This window comes from Pseudoalteromonas sp. T1lg76 (assembly GCF_002964725.1).
GTDB lineage: Bacteria > Pseudomonadota > Gammaproteobacteria > Enterobacterales > Alteromonadaceae > Pseudoalteromonas.
Genome location: NZ_PQCE01000020.1, coordinates 1 through 25,778, shown reverse-complemented (window position 1 = coordinate 25,778; position 25,778 = coordinate 1). Strand labels below are relative to the sequence as shown.

At 49.2% G+C, this 25,778-nt stretch carries 23 protein-coding genes; 17 read left to right on the top strand and 6 right to left on the bottom strand.

All coding sequences use genetic code 11. The features are described from left to right. Positions 1–47 precede the first annotated feature (47 nt). Positions 48–1,223: a tetratricopeptide repeat protein gene (locus C2M35_RS08380; RefSeq protein ID WP_105265072.1), complete on the top strand. Its 1,176-nt coding sequence runs from the start codon at positions 48–50 to the stop codon at positions 1,221–1,223. Between the two features lie 69 nt (positions 1,224–1,292). Here C2M35_RS08380 and minE read toward each other — a convergent pair whose 3' ends face one another. Genes minE through minC form a run of 3 tightly spaced genes read right to left on the bottom strand, consistent with a single transcriptional unit; the run spans position 1,293 to position 3,080 of the window. Next, on the bottom strand, positions 1,293–1,553 hold the full coding sequence (gene minE / locus C2M35_RS08375) for a cell division topological specificity factor MinE (protein WP_105201378.1): 261 nt from the start codon (positions 1,551–1,553) through the stop codon (positions 1,293–1,295). Between the two features lies 1 nt (position 1,554). Further along, positions 1,555–2,364 carry a septum site-determining protein MinD gene (gene minD / locus C2M35_RS08370; RefSeq protein WP_105201377.1) on the bottom strand — a complete coding sequence of 270 codons (810 nt, stop codon included), beginning with the start codon at positions 2,362–2,364 and terminating at the stop codon, positions 1,555–1,557. 5 nt (positions 2,365–2,369) lie between these two features. Then, complete coding sequence (gene minC, locus C2M35_RS08365) at positions 2,370–3,080, bottom strand: septum site-determining protein MinC (RefSeq protein ID WP_105201376.1); 711 nt, start codon at positions 3,078–3,080, stop codon at positions 2,370–2,372. Positions 3,081–3,261: 181 nt separating this feature from the next. Between minC and C2M35_RS08360 the strand changes: the two genes are divergently transcribed. The 3 genes from C2M35_RS08360 (at position 3,262) to C2M35_RS08350 (ending at position 5,170) form a co-directional block, all read left to right on the top strand. After that, positions 3,262–3,543 carry a YcgL domain-containing protein gene (locus C2M35_RS08360; RefSeq protein ID WP_105214042.1) on the top strand — a complete coding sequence of 94 codons (282 nt, stop codon included), beginning with the start codon at positions 3,262–3,264 and terminating at the stop codon, positions 3,541–3,543. A gap of 91 nt (positions 3,544–3,634) precedes the next feature. Next, positions 3,635–4,624: a lytic murein transglycosylase gene (locus C2M35_RS08355; protein WP_234000039.1), complete on the top strand. Its 990-nt coding sequence runs from the start codon at positions 3,635–3,637 to the stop codon at positions 4,622–4,624. A gap of 48 nt (positions 4,625–4,672) precedes the next feature. Continuing rightward, complete coding sequence (locus C2M35_RS08350; RefSeq protein WP_105201374.1) at positions 4,673–5,170, top strand: YcgN family cysteine cluster protein; 498 nt, start codon at positions 4,673–4,675, stop codon at positions 5,168–5,170. A gap of 75 nt (positions 5,171–5,245) precedes the next feature. Here C2M35_RS08350 and C2M35_RS08345 read toward each other — a convergent pair whose 3' ends face one another. Next, complete coding sequence (locus tag C2M35_RS08345) at positions 5,246–5,695, bottom strand: hypothetical protein (RefSeq protein ID WP_105201373.1); 450 nt, start codon at positions 5,693–5,695, stop codon at positions 5,246–5,248. A 234-nt stretch (positions 5,696–5,929) separates the two neighbouring features. On the opposite strand from C2M35_RS08345, the gene C2M35_RS08340 reads away from it, so the two are divergent. Continuing rightward, complete coding sequence (locus C2M35_RS08340) at positions 5,930–7,201, top strand: sugar MFS transporter (RefSeq protein WP_105201372.1); 1,272 nt, start codon at positions 5,930–5,932, stop codon at positions 7,199–7,201. 248 nt (positions 7,202–7,449) lie between these two features. Here the strand turns inward: C2M35_RS08340 and C2M35_RS08335 are convergent, their stop codons facing one another. Further along, complete coding sequence (locus C2M35_RS08335; RefSeq protein WP_105265071.1) at positions 7,450–8,379, bottom strand: coiled-coil domain-containing protein; 930 nt, start codon at positions 8,377–8,379, stop codon at positions 7,450–7,452. Between the two features lie 272 nt (positions 8,380–8,651). Between C2M35_RS08335 and C2M35_RS08330 the strand changes: the two genes are divergently transcribed. The 12 genes from C2M35_RS08330 to C2M35_RS08275 all read left to right on the top strand — a co-directional run bounded on the left by C2M35_RS08330 (position 8,652) and on the right by C2M35_RS08275 (position 24,704). Further along, positions 8,652–9,044 carry a DUF3592 domain-containing protein gene (locus tag C2M35_RS08330; protein ID WP_233998006.1) on the top strand — a complete coding sequence of 131 codons (393 nt, stop codon included), beginning with the start codon at positions 8,652–8,654 and terminating at the stop codon, positions 9,042–9,044. A gap of 255 nt (positions 9,045–9,299) precedes the next feature. Beyond that, positions 9,300–10,055 (top strand): DUF3450 domain-containing protein, encoded by a 756-nt coding sequence (locus C2M35_RS08325; RefSeq protein WP_105201370.1) that lies wholly within the window; start codon positions 9,300–9,302, stop codon positions 10,053–10,055. Positions 10,056–10,116: 61 nt separating this feature from the next. Then, complete coding sequence (locus C2M35_RS08320; protein ID WP_442792753.1) at positions 10,117–11,436, top strand: MotA/TolQ/ExbB proton channel family protein; 1,320 nt, start codon at positions 10,117–10,119, stop codon at positions 11,434–11,436. Between the two features lie 3 nt (positions 11,437–11,439). Further along, positions 11,440–11,967 (top strand): MotA/TolQ/ExbB proton channel family protein, encoded by a 528-nt coding sequence (locus C2M35_RS08315; protein ID WP_105188934.1) that lies wholly within the window; start codon positions 11,440–11,442, stop codon positions 11,965–11,967. Between the two features lie 48 nt (positions 11,968–12,015). Further along, on the top strand, positions 12,016–12,426 hold the full coding sequence (locus C2M35_RS08310) for an ExbD/TolR family protein (RefSeq protein ID WP_105201368.1): 411 nt from the start codon (positions 12,016–12,018) through the stop codon (positions 12,424–12,426). Positions 12,427–12,436: 10 nt separating this feature from the next. Beyond that, positions 12,437–13,042 carry an energy transducer TonB gene (locus C2M35_RS08305; RefSeq protein WP_105188932.1) on the top strand — a complete coding sequence of 202 codons (606 nt, stop codon included), beginning with the start codon at positions 12,437–12,439 and terminating at the stop codon, positions 13,040–13,042. 46 nt (positions 13,043–13,088) lie between these two features. Then, complete coding sequence (locus C2M35_RS08300; protein ID WP_105265069.1) at positions 13,089–14,402, top strand: tetratricopeptide repeat protein; 1,314 nt, start codon at positions 13,089–13,091, stop codon at positions 14,400–14,402. A gap of 253 nt (positions 14,403–14,655) precedes the next feature. Beyond that, positions 14,656–16,257 carry a hypothetical protein gene (locus tag C2M35_RS08295; protein ID WP_105265068.1) on the top strand — a complete coding sequence of 534 codons (1,602 nt, stop codon included), beginning with the start codon at positions 14,656–14,658 and terminating at the stop codon, positions 16,255–16,257. A 96-nt stretch (positions 16,258–16,353) separates the two neighbouring features. Next, entirely contained in the window at positions 16,354–19,053 is a 2,700-nt protein-coding gene (locus tag C2M35_RS08290; RefSeq protein WP_105265067.1) for a TonB-dependent receptor plug domain-containing protein, read from the top strand. Between the two features lie 242 nt (positions 19,054–19,295). Beyond that, on the top strand, positions 19,296–20,405 hold the full coding sequence (asd, locus tag C2M35_RS08285; protein WP_105265066.1) for an aspartate-semialdehyde dehydrogenase: 1,110 nt from the start codon (positions 19,296–19,298) through the stop codon (positions 20,403–20,405). A 180-nt stretch (positions 20,406–20,585) separates the two neighbouring features. After that, positions 20,586–21,377 carry a substrate-binding periplasmic protein gene (locus tag C2M35_RS08280; RefSeq protein ID WP_158677946.1) on the top strand — a complete coding sequence of 264 codons (792 nt, stop codon included), beginning with the start codon at positions 20,586–20,588 and terminating at the stop codon, positions 21,375–21,377. 117 nt (positions 21,378–21,494) lie between these two features. Then, positions 21,495–24,704: an HD domain-containing phosphohydrolase gene (locus C2M35_RS08275; RefSeq protein ID WP_105265064.1), complete on the top strand. Its 3,210-nt coding sequence runs from the start codon at positions 21,495–21,497 to the stop codon at positions 24,702–24,704. Here the strand turns inward: C2M35_RS08275 and C2M35_RS08270 are convergent. Next, complete coding sequence (locus tag C2M35_RS08270; protein ID WP_158677945.1) at positions 24,701–25,708, bottom strand: proprotein convertase P-domain-containing protein; 1,008 nt, start codon at positions 25,706–25,708, stop codon at positions 24,701–24,703. The genes C2M35_RS08275 and C2M35_RS08270 overlap by 4 nt on opposite strands. Between the last annotated feature and the right edge of the window lie 70 nt (positions 25,709–25,778).

The window sequence follows — 25,778 nt, the reverse complement described above, 5'->3', positions numbered from 1 at the left end:
AGTCTGTATGTTTAAACGTCAAAAATAATAAAGAGCAGGGGTATCAGATGATTAGATTATTGTTAGTAAGCATTTTGCTGTTTGTGGCAGCTAAAAGCTGGGCCTTGGATGTCACCACATTGACGCCAATAGAAAAGCTCACTGTCGCCTATGCGGGTTTTAAAGAGCCGATGCAGTTTAATGTTACCTTACCGGCCAGTTATGCAAGTGAGCCGGATAAGCGCTACCTGGTGTTGTTTGACCCGCATCCTCGTAGCCAGCCTCATCTCAGTGGCATACAGGATTGGCTGAGCCATAATGGGCAGTGGCCCTGGCTGGAAACCATAGTGGTAACTCCTGCGACCTACCACAAGGAATATGCCGCTTTATTTGAAAAAACAGCTGACGACCCGGATGATCATGAGCTACTGACGTTTTTCGAATCTCACTTATTGGCTCAGGTAGACAAAAACTATCGCACTCATGACTTTAGGATTTTTAGTGGCTTTATGGGCAATGGTGCATTTGGCCTCTATGTGTTGCTTAATCGCCCGCAGTTGTTCGACGCTTATATTATTGCGACACCCTCTTTAGCGGATGACTTTTTGGCGGTAAGCTCAAGCGCGAAAACCCAACTGCCTAAGCTTAAAGATAAAATGCGCTTTGTGTATTTGGCCATAGGCGAGCATACCTATGAACAGGCGCACAGAGAAAACACTCAGGCATTTGCTCAAGCGCTTACTGACTATGCGCCGAGCGAGCTTCAATGGCATGCCAATCTAGACGATAAGCGCCATTATATGAGCCGCCCGATTGTGACTCTTGTCGAAGCTATAGAGCTGTTATTTGCCGATTACCATACTCCGCTGGCGCCAGACTCGGTCATTTCACAGCAGGGCGTTGACGCCATTATTGCTTATTATCAAGACTTGTCTAAACGCAAATATGGCTTTGATGTTTCGGCGCAAAGCTCGTTGAAAGCATTGGCCAAATCTAAGCTTGAGAATGACGCGCCCGAAGCGCTGGCCATTTATCATAAGGTAATTGATCTGTATCCGGACTCCGCCTATGCCTATGCGGACTTGGCCTCAGCCTACGAAAGCCTTGGGCAAATTAACAAGGCCATAGCACTGCAAACAACGGCGGTCGAGAAATCCAAGAACATGGTGCTGTGGCATCAGAATAATTTGCAAAAGCGCCTTGCGGCATATAAGTCGCAATTAGCGGCCGAGGACGCGGAATAAGCCAAAGCCGCCACAGTCGGGCAATAAAAAAGGAAGCACTTTGGCTTCCTTTTTTTGCACCCGAAACGATTATCTGTCTTCGTCGGGTAGGGTAACGTTTAGCTCTAATACGGCTAAATCGTCTTCATTTTGCTCCAGCTGTACCTGTACGGCATCGGCGTCTATGGCCACGTACTTGCGGATCACATCAAGAATATCTTGTTTTAGTAGTGGCAAGTAATCCGGTGTACCGCGCTGCGAACGTTCATGGGCGACTATGATCTGTAGTCGCTCCTTCGCCATCGAGGCGCTGGTTTTCTTTTGCGAACGAAAATAATCGAGTAAAGACACATTATCCTCCAAAAATCCGTTTGAACAGGCCGCGTTTTTCTACATCCAAAAAGCGGAACTCAACTTGTTCGCCAAGCAAGCGGTTAATGGCATCAAGATAAGCTTGGCCGGCATCAGACTCGTTATCCAGTACCACAGGCTGACCCTGGTTTGATGCATTAAGTACCGCCTGTGACTCGGGAATAACACCGAGCAGGTCGATGGCAAGAATATCGTTAACGTCTTCTACCGACAGCATTTCACCGCGCTGCACACGCTCTGGATTGTAGCGGGTCAGTAGCAGGTGCTCTTTAACCGGCTCCAGGCCTTCTTCGGCGCGGCGTGACTTGCTTTGCAAGATACCAAGGATGCGGTCTGAGTCACGTACCGAAGAAACTTCCGGGTTGGTGGTAACTATGGCTTCATCGGCGAAGTAAAGGGCCATCATGGCACCGGCTTCGATACCCGCTGGCGAGTCACACACGATAAAATCGAAATCGTTCTTTAAGTCGTTGAGAACCTTTTCAACGCCTTCTTTGGTTAGTGCATCTTTATCACGGGTCTGCGACGCCGGTAATATATACAGCTTATCGACACGCTTGTCCTTGATCAGTGCCTGGTTAAGATTGGCTTCGCCATTGATAACGTTGACAAAGTCATAAACCACTCGACGCTCACAGCCCATGATCAGATCCAGGTTACGCAGGCCGATATCGAAATCGATAATCGCGGTTTTAAAGCCCTTAAGGGCTAGGCCAGTACCAATTGCAGCGCTAGAGGTTGTTTTGCCTACGCCGCCTTTACCAGAAGTAACGACAATAATTTTTGCCATGAGTTTTATCCTTTAACCAAAGCTGATATATGAAGTGAGTCTTGGCGTTGGCGAATGCAGGCGGCTTGCCCCCATAGTTCACCTTGCAGTGAATCACTGATCCAATAACTGCCATTGACGGAAACCAGTTCGGCCTCGAGCTTTTGACAGAATATTGTGGCGTTTTTATCACCCTGCGCGCCGGCTATGGCACGACCACGCAAGGTGCCGTAAATATGAATATGACCATCGGCGATGACTTCGGCGCCGTGGCTTACCGCACCAAGGACGATAAGATCCCGACCCTTGGCATAGACCTGTTGCCCGGAGCGTACTGTGCCTTCAACCACCATGGTTGGCTCCGGCGCTGCTGGCGCTGCAACTGCGGGCGAAACCGTGGCTTTGGCTGGCGCCTTGGCCGCTTGGTTGTCTTTGGCGTAATTAAGCACAGAAAAACCAGCCGCTTTGGCCTGCTGATGTTGCTCATCTGTACCGCTGCACACGCCTACGGGATTAAAGGCTAAACGTTGTAACAGGGCGTGCAGTTGAGAAAAGTCGAGCTCGGCGCCATCAAGCGCTTCAAGATTAACAACAATAGGGGCACCGGCGAAGAATTTTGGTGCTTGGGAAATTTTGGCATCAAGCTGCTCGCTCAATGCAACCAAATCAGCTGTTAACAGACGTAACACCGATAGCGTGAAGAGGTTCCCTTTTAATTCGAATAATTGTTCCGACATAAGCGCTCATACTTGTGTGGCCTGTTATTAATTATCACCAAGAAAAGTCGGTACAAACTTGCTATGAGGCTGACTTTGATTAGGCCTTGGTGTTGAGCATTGGCCACTAAACTTACCACATGATTTAGCTCTCATGGTATAGTGTCAAGGTGTGTTTCGCAACAACTTAAAGGCCCTAACCATGCTGTGCGCAGTATATAAGAGTAAGAAAAAACCAGATACCTACCTTTATTTGCCAAAACGAGATGATTTTTCTGCTGTTCCACAGCCGCTTATGGACATGTTCGGTAAGCCGCAATTTGTGATTTTGCTGAATCTGGCCACAAAAACACAGCTAGCCTTGGCGGATATTGCTAAGGTTAAGGATGAATTAAGTGAGAAGGGGTTTTATTTACAGCTACCCCCGCCAACCGAAAACATGTTGGACGAACTAAGAAAACAAAATGGAGTAGAGAGTGATTAAAAAAATCAGCAAGTATTTAGCCAGCGCCTTTAAACCCGCAACCTTGTCCGGCTTAAGCCTGGCGGTGGCGGCGACGCTATCTTATCCCACTCTGGCAAACTCGCAGATAAAAAGTGTTGAAGAGCAACAAGCTGCCTTCGATGCTTATGTTACTAAGTTAAAAGGTGAAGCCCTGGAGAAGGGTTACAGCCAGGAGCTGCTTGATACCGCCTTTGCCACCATCAAGTTTAAGCCCAAGGTGATCAGCGCCGATAAAAACCAGCCCGAGGTGAAGGAAACCTTAGAGACTTACTTACCTAAGCGTGTACCTCAGTGGAAAATCGACCGAGCCCGCGAGCTCTATAAAAAGCACCAGGATACCTTGGAAAAGATAGCCGCAGAATACGGTGTACAAGCGCGCTTTATCGTTGCCTTATGGGGTCTTGAGAGTAACTTCGGTCGCATTCAGGGTGGCCATCCGGTGATTTCCAGCCTGGTTACCTTAGCCTTTGATGGCCGTCGAGAAGCCCTGTATAAGAGCCAGTTATGGGCGGCACTCGATATCCTTAAAGAAGGGCATATCGACCTGGAACACTTTAAGGGCTCCTGGGCCGGTGCCATGGGGCAGACCCAGTTTATGCCAACCTCCTTTAATGCCTACGCGGTGGATTATAACGGCGATGGCCGCAAGGATATCTGGACTACCGAAGAAGATGCCTTTGCCTCTATCGCTAATTACTTGAAGAGCGTTGGCTGGAATGACGAGCTGACCTGGGGTCGCCAAGTAAAGTTGCCGGCGAATTTCGATACCCAAGCCGTGTTGCAGCGCGGTACTCGCACTCATAAACAATGGCTGCAGCACTGGTCCGACTCGGAGCGCTCTCTAAGTCAGTGGCAAGAGTTAGGTCTAAGACGCATGGATGGTAAGGATTTACCACAGCGTGATATCACCGCTGCTCTGGTCATGCCCGACGATATCAATGGTCGCATGTATCTGGCCTATGACAATTACAAGGCACTGATGAACTGGAATCGTTCATATTATTTCGCCACCAGCGTCGGTTATTTATCGGATCGTATCGGCTATCCGGCCATTAACTAAGGCTGTCGACTTTGTTATACTACGCCCCGATTAATTGGGGCGTTTTTTATGGTAGATGATAAATTTTGGCAGACTAAAACCTTGGCGCAAATGAGCGACAAGGAATGGGAAGCCATTTGTGATGGTTGTGGCAAGTGTTGTCTGAACACCTTTATCGACAGTGAGGATGAAGATGACTTTAGCCCCACGGATCAATTGCGTCCCGGCGAAGAGCTGATCTTCACCAATATCGTTTGCCAGTATCTGGATAATAAAACCTGTAGCTGTACGCAGTACGAGCAGCGTCAAACCTTAGTGCCTTCATGCGTTAAGCTGACCAAGGACAATATTGCCGACATCTTCTTTATGCCTAAAAGCTGTAGCTACCGTCGCCTACAAGAGGGACGGGGGCTTGCCAGTTGGCACCCGCTGTTAAACAAGGGCAAAAAGTCAAAAATGCATGCGGCGGGGATAAGCGTGCGCAATAAAACGGTTAAAGACTCGGATGTGCCTTTGGAAGAATTTGAAGATCATATCGCCGATTGGCCCACCTATGATTGCGATTAAGGCACAGAGTTAAAAGCCTTTTGCTAAAGAAAAGCGGCCTGCTGGAGCAGGCCTTCACTTCCGAGACATGCTAACCTACTTCATAATGACTTCACGCATGCGATATTGACCGGTCAGCGATCTGATTTTGGGGTATTCTTTGGAAATTTTGCGAGAGTTCTCTTGGTTTTCCTCGCCCCATTTCTTCATAAAAGCCTGATACTTTTCCTTGTTTGGTTCAAGGTCGGCGGCATTTTCAAACCACACCACCAACACTAAATTGAAATCGCCACTGATGGGTAAATCACTGGCATAAATTTTCCAATCTTTAATGTATCCAAGCTCTTTTTGCATTTTTACTGCTTTGACCCAGGTGTCACGCAGCCCTTCTAAGTAAACATCACCCATATTGGGATCCACTTTGACTGTGGTGACCTCAAGAATCGATGTGCCCAGGTCGTAATCTTTATAGACTTCGAGCTCAGCCTGCACATTGCTGGCGGCAAAGGTAAGCATGGCGCTTAATAATAAGGCATATCTGTTCATCTTATGTCTCCTGTTGCGTTTTTTGCATCGGTGCAAAGAAACGCTTTCAAGTATAGGTGGCATAGCTGTAATTGCTTGTTTTTTAGCCTGCAGCAAATTTGCGCTCGGCTAGGCTTTAGGTTAATACAGGATGCAAGTCCTGTATTTTTAAAATGGAACGTTCCAGTTATTTTTTTGTGACCTTGTTAAATTGCTGTGTAGAATCAAAATCAACAAGTAGACGGAGAATGATTCGTGAGTGAGATAAACAACAATCAGGCTTACGTTGCAACGGCAGAAAAAAACAGCAATTACACCTTGCCTCTTGCAGCCATGACCACCCTGTTTTTCCTATGGGGTTTTATTACGGTTTTAAATGACCTTCTTATTCCGCGCCTAAAAGCTGTGTTCGATCTCAGCTATACGGAAGCCATGCTGATCCAGTTTTGCTTCTTTGGTGCCTATTTTATTATGTCTTTGCCTGCAGGTTATCTGGTAAAGCGTTTTGGCTATAAAAATGGCGTGGTCAGCGGCTTGATAATTGCTTCAACCGGCTGCTTGCTGTTTTACCCTGCGGTGGCGGTACATGAGTACTGGTTGTTCTTAGGCGCCTTGTTTGTGTTGGCCTCGGGTGTAACCATTTTACAGGTTTCTGCGAATCCTTATGTTGCCGCCTTAGGTCCGGCGAAAACCGCACCCAGCCGCTTAAATCTGGCACAGGCCTTGAACTCGCTTGGCACCACGGTCGGCCCTATCGTTGGTAAGTTTTTACTCTTTGGCGGCAGTGCCGCACTGGCTGCTGAAGCCGCCACAGCCGACAGTGTTAAGGTGCCTTACCTTATGCTGGCCGCTGCATTGTTAACTATTGCTGTGGTGTTTGCGGTGCTTAAGTTACCTAGTATCGAATCACACAGCGAAGAGCATGACTGCAAAGCCAAGGATCATTCATTGACCGAGGCGCCACACCTGGTATTCGGTGTACTGGCCATTTTTTGTTATGTCGGTGGTGAGGTAGCCATTGGCAGCTTCCTGGTGAACTATTTTGGTGAAGCCCATATTGCCGGATTGGAAGAGCATGATGCGGCGCACCTGTTAGCCTATTACTGGGGCGGTGCCATGGTCGGGCGCTTTATCGGCTCGGCGGTATTGCAAAAAGTGGCCGCCAATAAGGCGCTGCTATTCAACGCCTGCGCCACCATTTTGTTATTGGTGATCAGTATTAACAGTAGCGGCAAATTGGCCATGTGGTCTGTGCTGGCCATTGGTTTGTTTAACTCAATTATGTTCCCGACCATCTTTACCCTGGCTATCGACTCACTGAGCTCGTTAACCAGCCGTGGCTCAGGCTGGCTGTGCCTGGCCATAGTCGGCGGTGCTTTGGTGCCCTTACTGCAAGGCTATATGGCCGATACCATAGGCCTGCAAACCAGCTTCTACGTGCCTCTGGTCTGTTATGTATTTATTGCCTGGTACGCCATGAGCCTGCCGAAGCTGCTAGGACAGTGGCGCGCCAAGATAGCTAGTTGATTTTGAGCCCAGCGTATGTGCTTAAAAAGCCGACAAGCGTTTAACCTTGTCGGCTTTTTTGTACCCGGTTGTGAATACGTATTCATAGGTTGATAGTGCCACAATTAAATGGAACGTTCCATTTATGCGAAAGCGGGGAGCTAATAAGTGCACACGAAAATGCCGGTACAAAATGTACCGGCATTTTACTGAGTATGACGCGTTTGCGGTCTTCTTGTACTCGGAGCGTTGCTTGGTAATGACGTGTCTTATGGCATGATGCGAGCACAAACCACATAAGTGGTGAGGGTGCGTGAGCCTGCTGAGTCGAAATAGCCAATCACTCGCCAGTTGGTGTCAGATGTTGGGAAGGACGCACGAACGTTACCTACACCAAGAGAGCCATTGACCGAGTGGCCACCGCCTACGGCACGATAGCCGCTAAGGCAACTTCTGTTGTTAGTGACAGTTTTGGTAAGGAAAATACTGCTATCAACGTCCACCGTACCGCTGCTCCTATAGGTCTCGAAGGTCGCATTGGCGTCATCCGCTTCACAGGTCACGTTGCCATTGGCATCTATTTCACGAATCGATGAACCCGCTGCGCAGATACCCGTTACCCGAGCTTGTTTTGTTTGTAACTCGGCGTTGACTTGGGCTAACTGTTGCTCAAGGGCGTCAGCACGTTGTTGCAGTACCGCAATATCGGCGTCGTTTGCATCAATGCGGGCATTGATAGTGACTAACTCTCCTTGGATGGCGGTGATCAGTGCCTGCATGGCCGCATCCGCTAAAACCAAGGCGGCGATATCATTTTCATTTTGCGCTACGCGAATTTCTAATGCCGTCAGATCGGTTCTTAAGGCATCAATCAACTGTCCCTGCAAATCTTGAATCACCGTCAAGGTGGCAATATCGTTTTCATTGGTGGTAACGCGTACCTCCAAGGCGGCAATGCTTGATTCTAAAAAGGCGATCTTTATATTCTGTTCGATTTGCTCTTGCTCAATGAGATTCAGGCGGTTGTTAATAAGGGCTATGGCATCGCCTAATTCCATTTCAAGAATATCGATGCGCTCGTTGATGGTTTGAAAGGGTTGGCCATTGGAACTGCCTTGCTCACCCTCTCCAGGAGTTGCGTAGACAGAAGTTCCCATAGCTAAACAGAGGGCAGCACTCACCATAGTTAATTTATTCATTGCATATCCTTTAGGAATTGGTTTCTTTAACAACGAACAAAGGCGCAACAACGAAAATGCTGCTCATAAAGAAATACGTCGATTATGTGTATACGTCTTTAAATGATTCAGCTCTAGGCCTGAGCTAAGCCTCAGAGAATATAGTGGCAAGGAGAGCAGGGTGCAAATCACTGTCACGATACTAAATTATAAAATAACTAGTTATCCCCTATAATTCATATGCTTGTAAAATAATGATATAAATTTGATCGTGATAATAAAGGGAAAAGGTGATGAATATTAATCCGGTGCCATTATTTGGCGGTCTTATCTTTGCTACCGTTGGTGCGTATATCCTCTTCGACTACTACCGTTTTAATAAAAGTGCGCTTAAAACACAGGGCAAAATAATTGCCTATGATGAGTATCTCAGCAAGAACTCGGATGGACACAAACGCATGCAATATCGGCCGCATTTTGAGTATTCAGTCAATGGCCAGCGTTTTGTGGTTATCTCAAAAGCGTCATTTAACAGCAAAGTGATCCCCGTGGGGCATATGGCCGAGGTGTTATACCTACGGGGGGATGAAGCCAATGGCCGCCTGGCCAAGGGCCATGGCTACCTGCTAGGCCTTATCTTTGTTGGCCTTTCGGCTCCTGCCTTATACTTTGGACTCGGTGGCTAAGCACAGCCGCCTCAGTAAAGCGCCTAAATCTACTTCCGCCGCTCAGTGCCTGACGGCGCCAGAAGTTGTCCCCCATACGGAAATAGCGCACCCGTCCTGCCATTATAAATTCGTATAAGACATTTGTATGACATTTGTAACTAAAGTGTATTATTTGCGCAACACGGCTGTCACTTTTGTTCTCTAGACTTTCGCCCATCTTACATTCGTGCCGGAAATCCGGTACAGCATTAAGCTCAAAATAAGGTGTATGCGATGAAAGGCGTTAAACCCCTGATATTGGCTTCACTGGTGGCTGCGAGCAGCTCACAGGTAATGGCCAATGAACTTCAGACAGTTAAACAAAAAAGTGGTGAGATCAACCAAATAGCCACGCAATCTCAAACAAAAATAGACACGATTGCCGACAACATGCAAACCCGTTTGCAAAAGTTCAAGGCACTCAATAAAGAGATCGATGGCCTTAGCGTGTACAACGCTCAGCTAACCAAGCAAGTGGCCAATCAGGTCGAAGAAATGGCCAATATCAATGCCTCTATGGATCAGGTATCGGTGATTGAGCGTCAAATCACGCCGCTGATGCTGCGCATGATCGAAGGCCTTGAGCAGTTTGTTGCTCTGGATGTGCCTTTCCTTACACAAGAACGTAGTGAGCGCATTGCCAAGTTGAGCGAAATGATGGATCGCGCCGATGTCACATCGAGCGAAAAATTCCGTCGTGTCCTGGAAGCCTACCAGGTGGAAGTGGACTATGGCCGTACCATTGAAGCCTACACCAGTTTATTGGATGTCAATGGCACCGAGCGTGAAGTGGACTTCCTACGCATCGGTCGTCTTGAGCTTATTTACCTTACCCGCGATGGCAAGCAAGCCGGTGCCTGGGACAAAGAGCAAAAAGCCTTTGTTAACCTGCCGGACTCAAGCATTAGCCAAATCAGCAAAGGCTTACGCATTGCTCGTAAGCAGTTAGCCCCAGACATGTTAACCCTGCCTGTTCAAGCTGCGGAATAAGAAGGTATTGACGATGAAATTAGTGAAAAAATTTACCCAAAGCGCCGCATTAGTGGCCACTATGGCAATGTCGCACGCGGCGATGGCCAATGACGCCATGGACCTGGACGCATTATTAAAGACCCTACAGCAGGGCAAGATTGCTCAGTCTCAAGAAAACGAGGAGCGTGAAAAGGCCTTCCTGGCCCGTCAAAGCGAGCAACTACAAATGTTGCGCAGCGCCGAGCAAACACGTAACGCCAAACTACAAGAGTCTGAGCGTTTAGAAACCGCGTTTGAAGACAATGAAGTAAAACTGGCGCAGCTAAGCGACACCCTGCAAAACCGCATGGGTACGCTTAAAGAGTTATTTGGTGTGCTGCAACAGGTAGCCGGTGACAGCTCGAACAAGTTTGCCACATCTGTGGTTTCGGCAGAGCTGCAAGGTCGTGATGTGTTTATGGACGAGCTGGCGCAGCAAATGGGCTCAACCTCCAAGCTTGCTTCTATCGAAGACATCGAGCAGGTGTGGTTCGAACTACAGCGCGAAATGACAGAGCAGGGCAAGGTATCACGCTTTAACACCGAAGTGATCGTCGCCGGTGGCGCCAAAGAGAACAAAGAAGTATTGCGTGTCGGTGCCTTTAACCTGGTTGCCGATGGCAAATACCTTGAATACAACAATGTAACCAATACCTTGTCTGAGCTAACGCGTCAGCCGGTTGCCCGTTACACCTCAAGTGCCGCCGAGCTACAACAGTCAAAAGACGGTTTTGTGCAGTTCGCCCTGGACCCAACCGGTGGTTCTATCCTGGGCCTATTGGTACAAGCCCCTGATACCGAAGAGCGTGTACACCAAGGTGGCACGGTAGGTTATGTGATCCTTGCGGTAGGTGCCTTGGCACTGATCATCGCCCTTGAGCGCTTTATCTCGCTTATGCTTATCGGTGGCAAAATCCGTCGCCAGCTTAAAGACAGCGTAGCGCGTGATGACAACCCGCTTGGTCGCGTGATGAAGGTTAAAGATCAATATCCCGATGTTGCCCACGACACATTAGAGCTGAAGCTATCGGAAGCCATTTTGCGTGAAATGCCGAAGATCACCCGTAACCTGACGCTTATCAAGATCATCTCTGTGGTAGCCCCACTGCTGGGTCTACTGGGTACGGTAACCGGTATGATCAACACCTTCCAGGCCATCACCTTGTTTGGTACCGGTGACCCTAAACTTATGGCCGGCGGTATCTCGCAAGCCCTGGTAACTACGGTATTGGGTCTGGTTGTGGCCATCCCAACGGTATTCCTATACACGCTACTGAATACGCGCTCTAAGAACCTGCTGTTGATTCTACAAGAGCAAAGTGCCGGCCTGATTGCTGAGCGCAGCGAAAAAGGAGCGTAAATCATGGTGCTATTGATTGATTGGATCAATGCAATTCGTGATTTTCTCGACACAGGTGGCCAGGTTCTCCTGGTCATCGGCATCCTCATCTTCGCCATGTGGTTGCTAATACTTGAGCGCTTTATGTACTTCTTCGGTGGTTATGTGAAGTACAAAAAATCGGTGCGGTCCGATTGGTACAACCGTCCGGAGCGCAATAGCTGGAATGCCGAGCAAATTCGCCAAGCGATGATCTCAAGAGCAGGGATGAAACTAAACACAAACCTGGCTTTGATCAACGTGATGGTGGCCTTGTGTCCACTGCTTGGTTTGTTAGGTACGGTTACCGGCATGATCGAGGTATTCGATGTCATGGCGGTTACCGGCACCGGCAGTGCTCGCTCCATGGCCTCGGGGGTGTCCAAAGCGACCATCCCTACCATGGCCGGCATGGTTGGCGCGCTATCCGGGGTATTTGCCTCGACCTTTTTACAGCGCCGCGCCAAACGAGAAGTCGAATTGTTAGAAGACAAGATGGTCCTGGACCACTAAGTTGCGATGATTATCTGCCTGCGCTTTGGCGCAGGCAAGGAGAGTAAAATGAGAGCCCCATTAGGTAAAATTTTTCAAGAAGACGAAGCCGAAGAAATTAACATGACACCCATGCTCGACGTGGTCTTCATCATGCTTATCTTCTTTATCGTTACCGCCTCCTTCGTTAAAGAAGCGGGTATCGATGTAAACCGCCCTGAAGCCGCCACCGCGGTGAAGAAGGAACGTGCCAGCATCTTGGTGGCCATTTCCGATGAAGGCGAGATTTGGATCAACAAGCGTCAGGTAGACGTACGTGCGGTGCAGGCCAATATCGAGCGCCTAAAAGCGGAAAACCCACAGGGCAGTGTAGTGATCCAGGCCGATAAAAAGGCCACCACGGACACCCTGATCAAGGTAATGGACGCCGCCCGCGCCGCCGGTGTGTTTGATGTATCCATCGCCGCGCAAGAAGCCTAAGGAGCGATAGATGCGTTATTTAATCGCTTTAATTATCGCCGCAGTCGTGACCTTTATGCTGTTTTTGGGCATGCAGGCGCTGATCAACGGCGGTGAAGGTGCGATGACCGAACCGGCCAAAGGCAATGTGCTTGATTTCGTGCGCTTGAAGCAAGAAGAAACGGTGGAGAAAAAAGAGCGCAAGCCGCAAAAGCCACCGACACCCAAAGAGCCACCACCGCCGTTGGAGTCACCGCAAACACAAAGTAGCGACGCCAATGCCAGCAATGCCAACTTCGACTTTAGCGCCGATATCAGCGCCGATGTCGACCTAGGTAATGGTTTGGCACTGGAAAGCAGCGACGGCGAATACCTGCCTATCGTTAAGGTGTCGCCCGTGTATCCGCGTCGTGCCCTGTCGCGGGGTATTGAAGGCTATGTGATCGTTGAATTCACCGTAACCAAGCAGGGCACGGTGCGCGACCCCAAGGTACTTAAGGCCGAGCCCGAGTCAATCTTTGACCGTGCCGCCATGGATGCCGCGCTCAAGTTTAAATATAAGCCGCGCATCGTCAATGGCGAAGCGGTGGAAGTAGGCGGTGTACAAAACCGCATCAGCTTCGAGATTAATGGTTAATAAACTGTGCCCTGCGGGGCACAGGTTGCGATTTTAGAGGTTTACTATGAACAAGTTGAACTCACTGTTTCTTTTTGCCGGCTTAACATCGGCAACCTTAGTGCTGCCGAGCATGGCCAGCATGATCCCGGGTGTGGCCCTGGCCTCTGCCCATGCCGAGCAAGGCGAGCAAAAGACCAAGCGCGTACCGGCGCTGCGCGATAAGGTGTACAGCCAACTGGCGCGGGCGCAAAAAATGGCCGATGACGGCGATGTGGCCGGCGGTCTGGCGGCATTGGATTCGGTGAAAGAGCGCTCATCAAGCATGAACGCCTATGAAAAAGCCATGATGTATAACTTCTACGGCTTTATCTATTACAACGAAAACCGTTTGCCCGACGCCATTAAGGCGTTTGAGCAGGTGGTTGCCGAAGACGCCATTCCCGAGTCGTTGCAGTTGAGCACCTTGTTCTCGTTGGCGCAGTTGTCGATGGCCAATGAAGACTACCAAGGCTCGGTTGCCTATCTGAATAGATGGGATAAGGTCAATACCAAGCCCAAGCCAGACAGCTATTATGTGCTTAAGTCACAGGCCTTCTACCAGATGAACAAGTATGATGACGCCCTGGGTGCCATCAACACGGCCATTACCCTGGCGGAAAAAGACGGCAAAACCCCGAAAGAAAACTGGCTGGTCTTGCAACGTGCCCTGTATTACTCGCTGCAGCAGCCGGAAATGGTGGTCGGCGTACTTGAAAAAATGATCGCTCTCTATAACAAGCCGGAATACTGGGTACAGCTAAGTGGTATGTACGGCGAAGTAGGGCGCGAAAAAGATCAGTTGGACACCATAGAGGCGGCGTACCAGCAGGGCTATTTAAAGACCAAGGGCGACCTTCGCAACCTGGCACAAATCTATATGTTTAACGGCTTGCCCTACAAAGCGGCCAAGGTGATGAAACAGGCCCAGGCCAAGGGCGTGGTTGAAGACAATGTCAAAAACAATGCCTTTATCGCCGAAGCCTATGTACAGGCGAAGGAAGAGCGCAAGGCCATCGGCTTCTTTGAGAAAGCCGCAGCAGCCGAGCGGTCGGGTATTTATGATCAGCGCATGGCTGAGGTGTATATCAACCTTGAGCAGTTCTCCGAGGCAGCCGATGCCGCCCGTGAAGCCCTGGATAAGGGCGGTCTGGACTTTGAGTCGAACGCCTATGTGGCCCTGGGGATGGCGCAATTTAACCTGCAAAACTTCGATGCCTCTATTTTGGCATTCGAGCAGGCTGAAAAGCACAAGCGCTCTGAGCGTTTAGCCCAACAATGGATCAAATACGTGAAAAACGAGAAGTTACACGCAGAGACATTAAAACAAGCGCTTTTATAATCTATAAATGGGTTTGATTATTTTATTTTTATTTCTTTGTTTTAGAATAAAAATAACGTTTTCTTGAAATATAATCGCAACACCAAAGCCGCCTTAGGGTGGCTTTTTTCGTTTTTACAATGACTTATAAAAATTAATAATGTAACCATTTCTTTAAATTTGTGTCACCCGAGTGTCATAAACCTTCCGTATCTTAACCATCAGCTAAATAACTGCGCTAACAATATAAAATTTTTGAACTACGGAGTTTATGATGAAACTTTCAGACTTTTTCAAAGTCAGCCTTGTGGCTTCTGCTGTAACACTTGCAGCTTGTGGTGGCGATATTGAGATCACCCCTACGGTTAACGATAACAGCACCAATACCGACAACAGTGTTAACAACTCAAATAATAACTCTGGCGGTACTGGCGAAGACGAAATTCTTTGTGCTAGCTATGAAACAGCTGCGGGTACGGTAGAAGGTACAGCTAGCGGTAATGACTGTGTATACAATGACTCATTCGCAAGCAAAACAATCTCTATCACCAGCAACATTACCTTTGAAGAGCTGCCTGAAGGTGGTGTTCACCTTTTTGCTGATGCACTACAAATCGGTGCAGATGGTGATACTTCAAATGGCTTTGAAGTTCCAGCAAACGGCCCAACAATGACAGTTAAGCCGGGTGCAACGCTTGCGTTCCAATCTGGTGAAGCCATTATCCGTATCGCTCGTGGCGCGAAAATCCAAGCCATAGGTACAGAAGAAAAACCAATCACTTTCACTTCAGCTAACGCTTTCGATCGTTTCGATAGCGCAGGTAACGGCGCACGTTACGCGGACTGGGGTGGCATCATCATCAATGGTCAGGGTATCACCGACCACTGTACCGACGCTGAGCGTGATGGCGGTACTTGTAACGTTGCTTCTGAAGGTATCACCAGCTACTACGGGGGTAACAACAATGCCGATTCAAGTGGTAGCATCAAGTGGGCGAAAATCTGGTATGCCGGTTCAGGTCCACGTGTAGGTGGTGAAGGTGATGACCTTAACTCACTAACGCTTAACGCGGTAGGCTCAGGCTCTGCGTTTGACTACATTCACATTCACCAGGGCTTCGACGATGGTGTTGAAATCTTCGGTGGTGCAACAACGCTTAAGCACATCGTAGTAACAGACACGCAAGACGATTCATTCGACTTTGACGCTGGCTGGCAGGGTGCGGCTCAGTACCTATTCGTTAAGCACGGCACAGTGACTCTAAACGATGGTACCGTGGTAAACATGGGTAACAACGGCTTTGAATCTGACGGTGTGAAAGGTTCATCTTCTGCCCAGGTTGCACCTTCTAACCCAACGATTGCTAACGTAACTGTAGTAACTACTGATGCTAGCTCGGTACGTGATGATGACCCTTCACAGGCGTTTAAGTTCGACGACCAGTTCAACGCGCGCCTATTCAATACTGTTATCGTTAAGCAAAACGCTGTTAACACCAGCTGTATCGAGTTCTCAAGCGATGGTGAAAAAGAAGCAGACAAGATCAGCTTCACCAGCTCAGTAATGGCATGTTCGTCAAACTTTGCTGACTCTGACACCTTTGTTGGTGGCCCTCTTGCAGCACAAAGCAAGGCGACTTGGTTCGAAAACGGCGGTGCTAGCCAAATCCTAACCGATGACGTAGCGCTACTTGCTGACAACGGTTTTGCGACCAACACAGCATCAACAGACGTAACTGTAACTGCGAACGACTTAAGCGAACTAGGTGCTTTCTTCGATTCAGTTGACTACATCGGCGCGGTATCTGATCAAGATACAGACTCAAGCTGGTACAAGTGGGTAGAAGCGGCTCTTACAGCGGCATCTGCAGACTAATTTAGTCACCCCTTGAACATTTAAGCGAAGGCGCCTTGGGGCTTGCATAACAAGCATCGGGCGCCTGTTTTGTATAAACTGATTAGGATGTAGAACATGGCAAAACAACATAGGCTAGATAAATTAGCTTGGGCTGTTGGCCTTGGCTTATTGGCACAATCTAGCGCCCTAGTGGCGGCAGAAGAAGTGCAGAGCGCCGACAACCAAGAACTAGAAGAAGTGGTTGCCGTTGGTACGCGTTTGCAAGGCAGTGCGGCAGCGGTGATCGAAGAGCGTAAAAACCAAGCCTTCGTTGCCGATATTCTGGGTGCCGAGCAATTATCACGCACAGGTGATAGCGATGCGGCTTCGGCCTTGCGCCGAGTAACCGGCTTGACCCTGGTTGATGGTAAATTTATTTACGTACGTGGCCTGGGTGAGCGTTACTCAAGTGCACGTTTAAACGGCGCTTATATTCCAAGCCCGGACTTAACCCGTAACGTTATTCCTTTGGATATTTTCCCGGCCAGCATTATCGAAAGTATGGCGGTACAAAAGGCGTATTCGCCGGATATGCCGGCAGCCTTTGGTGGCGGTAATATCGATATTCGTACCAAGTCGGCCCCGAGCGAGTTTACCGCAGGTATCGAACTGGGTGTTGGTTACAACACGGCCGCGGACGATGGTTACACTTATAACCGCAATGAAAATGGCGTACCACAAGCGTTAAAAGACGCGATTGTGCGCTACCATGGTGATTTCAGCATTGGCAATATTGTTGACCGCGATAACCTGGTTGACGGCGACCTTTCTCGCGCCGAGCAGGCCACGGCAATTAACAATATGTTGCTAAAGTCATTGCCCCGTGATTATGCCCTAAAAGATGAATCTCTTGACCCAGAGTACAATGTTAAAGCTCATTGGGGAGATAGCTTTGAAGAGTCATTCTTTGGCGGCAACATCGGCTTTATGCTCTCTGGTGGTTATACCAATGAGTGGGATTTCGAAGAGCGTTTTAGTTCTGTTATCGCCAAGGAAGTAAAAAGCGATTGTAGTACTAAGCTCGAAAGTGCCGACGATGTTAAAAGCTCATGCTTTGAGACCTTTAAAGACTCAAAAGTGACCATAGAGAACGAGCGTTACAATGGTACCTTCAGTCTTGGTTACACCTTGGGCACGCACAGTGTGTCGGCACAGCAGATGTACATCGTCGATAACGAAGACGAGTCTGAAATCGCTATTTCACAAAGCCCGGCGGGTAGTTCGACCTACACCATAGTCGGTGACGGCATCGCTAACCGTAATCATGAGTTTAACTACGAAGAGCGTCAGCTTAACGTGACTCAGTTTATCGGCCAGCATACCTTTATGGATTACTGGGGCATTGGCGCGGATTGGCAATACACAGAGTCAAAAGCGACTACGGACATCCCAACCAATGTCGACTTTGAATTCCGCGACCGTTATGACAGCAATGGCGCCTATACAGGCTCTGAAATTACCGGTGATGATAACCGTGTGATCATGTCCTACACCGACATGGAAGAACGCGTTAAATCATATGGCGGTAACCTCACGCTGCCGCTGAGCTTTGAGTCAATGGACGTTGAGCTTAAAGCCGGTTATGACTTCTCTGATCGTGCCCGTGTTTTCAACACCTCAAGCTTTGCCATCAACAACAGTGCCGGCGCCGGTATTGAAATCAACGATGGCTCACAAAGTCCGCTTGATAACAGTTCATACCTAAGCGATGGCTTTATCGACGATAACGCTATCCTGGTTGATTTTAACGAGCCAACAGCGCCTGATGCGGATGACTATATTGCCGCGCAGAAAATCGATGCCGGTTATGCCTCATTCGATGTGCTCTATGATCACTGGCTGCGTATCAGCGGTGGTGTACGTTACGAAGAGTTTAAGCAAAGCTCAATCGGTACTTCGAGCCTGATCTTCGATGCCGACGATCTTAATACCTATTACGATCCGGAAAAAATCGAAGCAGGTACCATTATCGAAGATGATTGGTATCCAGCACTGTCACTTACTTATATCGGCAGCGACAGCTACCAGGTGCGTGCCGGTTACGGTGAAACCGTGGTTCGCCCGGATTTCCGTGAAATCGTACCGGTCACCTATTATGACCCTTTAACGGACATACGTACCTTTGGTCGTACCGGGTTAAAGAGTAGCCCAATCAAGAACTTCGACTTACGTTACGAGTATTACGGCGAAGCCGGTAACTCGGTAAGTGTGGCGGCCTTCTATAAGGATATCGATGCGCCAATCGAAACCATCTTAAAGATTGGTGATGAAGATTATTCAGCTACCTTTGTAAACGGTGAAACCGCGGAAGTCTATGGTATCGAAGCGGAGTGGTTACAGGATCTGACCTTTGTTACCGATGGCCTATTCACCAGTGGTAACATCACCTTGAGTGATTCGGAAGCCTCGATTGATCCGGCCTTTGCGGGTACCTTGACCAATCCTACCAAGCGTATGACGGGTCACTCGGAATACGTGGTCAATATGCAGCTGAACTATGATTCACTCGATGGCATGCACAGTGCTTCCTTGGTGTACAACGTGTTTGGCGAGCGTATTCTGGCAGCCGGTGTGAATGGTCGTGATGATGCTTATGAGCAACCGTTCCACTCATTGGATTTGGTTTACACCTTCTACCCAGACTTTAATTCTAAAGTGAAGTTTAAGGTGAAGAACCTGCTAGATGAAGACGTTGAAGTAACGCAATCTGACGTTATCGTTCGTTCTAAGGACGAAGGCGTTGAGTTTAGCTTGAGTTACTCTTACGAGTTCTAACCCTTAACTCTTAAATTAAAAACCCGGAAGTTCCGGGTTTTTTTATGCCCCTAGCCTTGTCACAGGCGTAAAAAACCGCCCAATATATGAAATAAATTTAAGTTGTAGTCCTGCCACTAGAGTAAAGCGCTAAGCAGTGTTATTGTCAGCCCATACCTAGGTCTGTACTCATCTCAGAGCTTAGCTCTGGATCTAGGGGACTCACGCAATATGTTGAACTTATTTTTCAAAAGGAAAAAGTAATGAATAAAGTAGGCCTAGTCGGCTGGCGCGGTATGGTTGGCTCCGTACTGCTTGAGCGCATGCAACAAGAGCAGGACTTTGCACATATTGACGTGACCTTTTTTACCACCTCGCAAACCGGCCAGTTGGGACCGGACATTGCCGGTACCCCTAAGCCATTGCAAAGTGCCTATGATCTTGAATCGCTGGCGCAAATGGACATCATATTGACCTGTCAGGGTGGCGACTACACCCATGAAGTTTACCAAAGCCTGCGTGATAAGGGTTGGCAGGGCTATTGGATCGATGCCGCCTCGGCACTGCGTATGAGCGATGAAAGCATTATTGTGCTCGACCCGGTAAATAAGGATGTGATCGAGCAAGGCCTGGAGCAGGGCGTTAAAACCTTTGTCGGCGGTAATTGTACCGTTTCCTTAATGCTATTAGCCCTGGGCGGATTGTTTGAACGCGATTTGATCGAATGGGTCAGCCCCATGACCTATCAGGCGGCCTCCGGTGCCGGTGCCCGCAACATGAAAGAGCTGCTCGTGCAAATGGGGCAACTCCATGATGTGGTGGCCGACCAGGTGCAAGACCCAAGTGCCGCTATTCTCGATATAGATAAAAAAGTGGCGACTAAAATGCAAGACGGCTCCTTGGCCTGCGACCAGTTCGGTGTGCCGCTGGCTGGCAGCTTGATCCCCTGGATTGATGTACCCATGCCGTCGGGGCAAAGCAAGGAAGAATGGAAAGCCGAGGTTGAAGCCAATAAAATTCTAGGCTCCAGCAAACAGCCTATTCCCGTCGATGGTTTATGTGTGCGTGTCGGCATGATGCGTTGCCATGCTCAGGCGCTAACCATCAAGTTACGCGAAGATATCAGCGTCAGCGAGATTGAAGAGATCCTTGGTGCCCATAACGACTGGGTTGAGGTAATTGCTAACGACCGCGAGACATCGAGCAAGGAGCTTACGCCGGTAAATGTGGCGGGGACCCTGCGTATTCCGGTAGGCCGTATTCGCAAATTGAGCATGGGGCCAAAGTACATCAGCGCCTTTACCGTAGGCGACCAACTCTTGTGGGGCGCCGCCGAGCCGCTGCGTCGCATGTTGCGGATCATCTGCGGATAAACAATGAATCCTGAAAAGCGGCCTATGCGCCGCTTTTTTAGTGCCTTATAATGCCCGATGGCGGTGGACAATCGGCCCATTGTCGCCTAGCATAAATCTAGGTAACAGTCTGATACATAGGGATATACTCTGTTTATGACTGGTAAATTGATGCGCTTTCTCGAAGGCAAGAAGGAAAGGATGACTAAGGTGTTAAGAGCGCTGCTTTTGTCGCTGGTGGTACTGGCCACTCACACCAGTTTTGCCCATGAACTCAAGGGCGCTTTTCCGGAACATTTTCCGCCTTTTAGCATTACCGGTGAGCTCATGCAGGGCATTATTCCCGATATGCTTAAGGCCATGAACCGAACCAGCGATCACGCCTATGTTGCTACTCCCTATGCCCGCCATTCCTTAAAACTCCTCGCCGAAGGACAATTGGATTTCCTTTTTGACTCGCAAACCTGGTGTAAAGACGGTGATAACTATTACTGGAGTGAGCCTATTGCCGAGGTTAAGGATATTCTGGTGATGCGCGCCAATTCAGAGCAGGCGTTTAAGAGCCTGGATGAGCTCGTGGCATTTTCCCAAGCTCGGGAGCAGGCCCTGCTGGTAGCGGGACGCTATGAATATACCTATCCGAGCCTGGAGCCTTTGTTCGCTAAAGCCAAGTTAAGGCGAAAAAACTTTTACAGTGATTTGAATATGATTAAAGCGCTGCAGGACGCCGAGCACAGTGGTGTTGAGGCGGTGGTGATGTCGGCGCTGGTATTCGATTATTTGGCCGTCAAGCATCCCGAGCTGACAAAGGGCCTGATAAAGTCGAGCTTTGCGGTTCATATCGCGCCCTATCAGTTTCGTTTTCCCCGTAACGATAACGGTAAAATAAACATGATGTACACCAACAGGCTGCTAGGCCAGTTGCAATCCAGCGGCGCACTTGAGGAGATCATAGGTAAATACAGCACAAGCCAAATAAACCACTCGCACTAATCCTTTTGCCCTGATTTCAGCCCAAATCCCCTTGGGACGCTCTGATCTTAAAGAAAAAATCCAAATTTGTATTAAGCTTGAACTAGCTAATTTTTTATCGTGTGACTGCTCAAACTTATGGATGTTGCTCCCAAACGAACCCGTTTCACCATACGTGTCACCCTGATCACCTCCTTTGTCGTGGCCTGCGCCTTCACCGCCTTGGTGGCCATTGGTCTGCAGTTTGTATTCAGTAACAACCTGGCCAAGAGCAGCGCCCAGGAAAAGTTTCAGGGTATTGCCGCTAATAGCAGCGAGCAGGCACTGCTGCAGGAGCAAAGTGCCCTGGGCCTGGCTCGTAGTCTAAAGCATAGTTTCGGTAACCGGGAGCTCAGTGCCGTACACCTGAGTAAGCAGCAATTGTTGGCTTTTAGTAGCTTGTTGGAGGGCAATCCCAAGGTCTTTTCCTTATTTATCGGGTTTGCCAACGGCGATTATCTTGAGCTGTCGAACTTAGAGTCGGCCCGGAACTTGCGCCAGCTATGGGGCGCGGCGCCCAGTGACCGCTGGGTCTTGCTTAGCATCAGCGAACAAAGGGGCACACGCGGGGGCACACGCGGTGGCACACGCGGTGGCACACGCGAACAAACGCTTTCTTACCTCAATAGTGATCTAAGCATTCGCCACAGCGAAGTTCATGGCAGTAAGTACAACGCCAGTACCCGCCCTTGGTTTAAGCTCGCCACCAGGGATAAGGTCTATAAGATGCCGCCTTATCTGTTTAATTTTGTACGTCAGCCGGGCAGCAGCTACAGCATTAAAAGTGAGCGCGGCGATGTCTTTGGTACCAATATATTGCTGTCATCTCTGGCCGAATATATGGCCATCGAGGGGCACGGGCAGGGCGCTCAAGCCTATATGTTCGACGACAATGGCGTGCTTAGGGCACAGCGTTTGGGCAAAGAAGAGCCAATTATAGCGCCAGGCGCCACACTCTCACTGTCAGGCGATGAGCAAAGGTTATTGCAAAGCATAGGCACCCTAAGGGTAGGGGTGATGGATGATTATCCGCCGTTTGAATACAACCTGTCTGGGCAACCCAGGGGATATGGCCTGGAGCACTTGCAGCTGATCGCCGCCATGCTCGGTCTGGAGCTTGAATTGATCAATGGCTATAGCTTTCCCGAGCTGATAGAGCAGTTAAAACAGGGGCAACTGGATATGCTGCTGGGGCTGATGAAAACCGAACAACGCTTAGAGTTTGGTGCCTACGCCCAGCCCTATTATCTTCCAGAAGTGGTGTTTGCTACCGCAAACCTTGATCTGGCAACAAGGCCGCAGTTAGCGTCGTTGGCGACAAAGCGCATTGCCGCGCAAAGAGGCTACGCCATCACCCGCTTCCTACGTCAACAGTTGCCGCAGGCGCAGTTTATCGAATACAAGGATACGCTGACGGCCATGCGTGCCCTGGAGCGCGGTGAGGTGGATGCAGTGTTCGACCTAAAAGTGGTGCTGCAATATATCGAAAAGTACTTTTTTATCGATACCCTGCATCGCAGTGCCGAAGTGGAAGAGTTTAAGGGCCGAACCGAGTTTGGTTTACATCATTTTGTGCGCCGGGACTTGGCCGAGCTCATTCCCCTGATAGATAAGGCGCAAGCAGGGCTGGAACCGCGAATTCTAACCGCTTTAGAGCAAAAATGGCTGCGCTTTGACGGCCAAGATCACCAAGGTACCCAGGCCTTAACCCAGGTACCATCGCCAAAAATACTTGCCCTGGCAAAAGACGTTAACAGCCATAATAAGTTGCACAGCATTAGCCTTAACGGCGAACAACACCTGATATATGTTAGCGCCATCACTGGCTTGATGAAGAGCAACAGCCGTGAGTATCTGGCATTTTTGGTGAGCGAGCGTCAGGCCTTTGCTCAGCTCAACACCTATGTGCGTAACGCTATTATCATCACTCTCGCGGTGTTAGCTCTGGTGCTTCTGCTGATCACCCAATTGGCCCGAGCCATGGCCAGCCCGATCCAACGATTGATCGAAGAAAACCAAAAGATCAGTCATCGCAACTATAACGAAGTGCATTATGTCTCCTCACACATAGAAGAAATCCACCAGCTGTCGCAATCTCTGGTCAATATGTCCGAGTCCATTTGTGACTTCGAGGCCGGGCAAAAAGAATTGCTTGACTCCTTTATACAGTTGATAGCCCAGGCCATAGATGAAAAATCTCCTTATACCGGCGGCCACTGTGCCCGGGTGCCGGAGCTGGCTCTGATGCTGGCGCGCCACGCTCATGAGAGTCAAACCCAGGTGTTCGCCGACTTTCGCTTTCGCTCCCAGGAGCAATGGCGCGAATTTGAAGTGGCAGCCTGGCTTCATGATTGCGGCAAGATCACCACGCCCGAGCACATAGTTGATAAGGGCTCAAAGCTTGAGTGTATCTACAACCGCATTCATGAATTACGTATGCGTTTTGAGGTGCTGTTACGTGACGCCGAAATAAGCTATTTACACGCATTACAAGCATCTCCAGAGGACAAAAAGAAACTGGCGTCAAAGTGGCAAGGCCAGCGTCGAGAGATCATGGATGATTTCGAGTTTATCGCCCGCTGCAATATTGGCGGCGAGGCTATGGCCGAGGAAGATATCGCCCGTTTACACAAGATCAGTGAGCGCACCTGGTATCGCACGCTAAGCGATCGAGTGGGATTGTCACCGGCGGAGCAACGTCATATGGAAGACTTTGCCCCCTTTACTCCGGGCTTTGAAGCCGTGTTAGGCGATAAACCTGAGCACATTTATAAACGCCAACGCGATATCGCCGCTCGCGACAAGGGTTTTGGCTTTAATATGAAGGTTCCGGAAAATAAGCAAAACCTCGGCGAGCTCACCAATTTGAGTATCACGCGCGGTACCTTAACCGATGAGGACAGATACATTATTAACGAGCATATCACCACCACCATTCGCATGTTAGAAACCTTGCCTTTACCCCAGGAGCTGGCTCGGGTACCTGAATATGCTGGTGGTCATCATGAGAAACTCGATGGCAAGGGGTACCCGCGAGGACTGCGCGCCGAGCAAATGTCGATACCGGCAAAGATCATGGCCATTGCCGATATCTTCGAGGCATTAACGGCCAATGACAGGCCTTACAAGCAGGCGAAAACCTTGTCCCAGGCGCTTAAGATCATGAAGAGGATGGTGGCCGATGAGCATATCGATCGGGATCTGTTTAATTTGTTCCTAACCGAAAACGTTTATTTGGCCTATGCGGAGCAGTTTTTACTGCCCGAGCAAATTGATGCCATAGATATTAATGACTACCTGAGCGATTAGCGCAGTAGGCGCTGTCCAGGAGGCAGGCTGCTGAAGCCGTCTAAATGCAGTTTCCAGTTGCGCAGCTCACCAACATTACCTGGGGCCTTGTCGATAATACGCAGGCGCCAGGGGCCGTATGCATTTTCGCCGTTAAAGGTGTCTATTTTATAGATTTGATTTATGTCATCACCTGAGCCGCCATTACGGTTATGCAGGCTATGCACATTGCCGCTTGGTGACACCAATTGGATGGACAGGTCGCTGCGCCAGGTATGGCGTACCGCCAATTCCACGGCCAATGAAAAGGTGCTCATCTGTTGCGGCACAAAGATCTCGCTTTCTTGAGCAACGGCACCATTGTCGACTATGCTCATCGGCTCGTCGTTGTTAAAACTGTAGGGTTGCACGCCTGGAGGCAGAATCTTTAAGGTCACCGACTGCTGTTTTAACTGGCTATCCTGGTGGGCGGTGAGGGTAAAGACATAATCGCCCCATTGGGTTTTGTTTTTGGTTGGCACTTCCAGGGTAAAGGGCATGCCGGCGTTGATTTCGCGGTGCGATAGTTTGGCCCCAGGTAACGAAGAAGCAAGTGACAGTCGCAAGGAACCGCTAAAACCATCAAGGATACGGCTGTTACAGTTGAATGTGGCGGTATCACCGGCGTTGATGGTGAGCACCGAACTGGCACACTGCAAATTAAATTTAGGGTCCAGCTTATCCTTTTTGGCAGCGGCATTGGCCGTTGGTGTACCACCGGATATGCTCTCACCAACCAAGGTATCTATGCTTTTTGCCGCATAGGGCAGTTGGGTGCGAGAGGCGAGACGCAATGGGTTGTTTGAAAAAAGAGGATTGCTAAGTTGCCATTGTGAGCCGATTGACGAGCCTGTGGTGTGTAGGGCATAGCTGTCATTGATATCGATATTGTGTGCCGCATAAACGTCAGCGTCGCTTGCCAGCATACAAGCTAGGGTTGCGGTTGCTATCAGTGGATAGCGGATCAGGGTTGAAAGATTAGCCACAATAAAGCTCCGGGTTTTCGAACATTAATACAATCCCTATTTTCTCTTGTTGATTTACGCTCTAGAGATA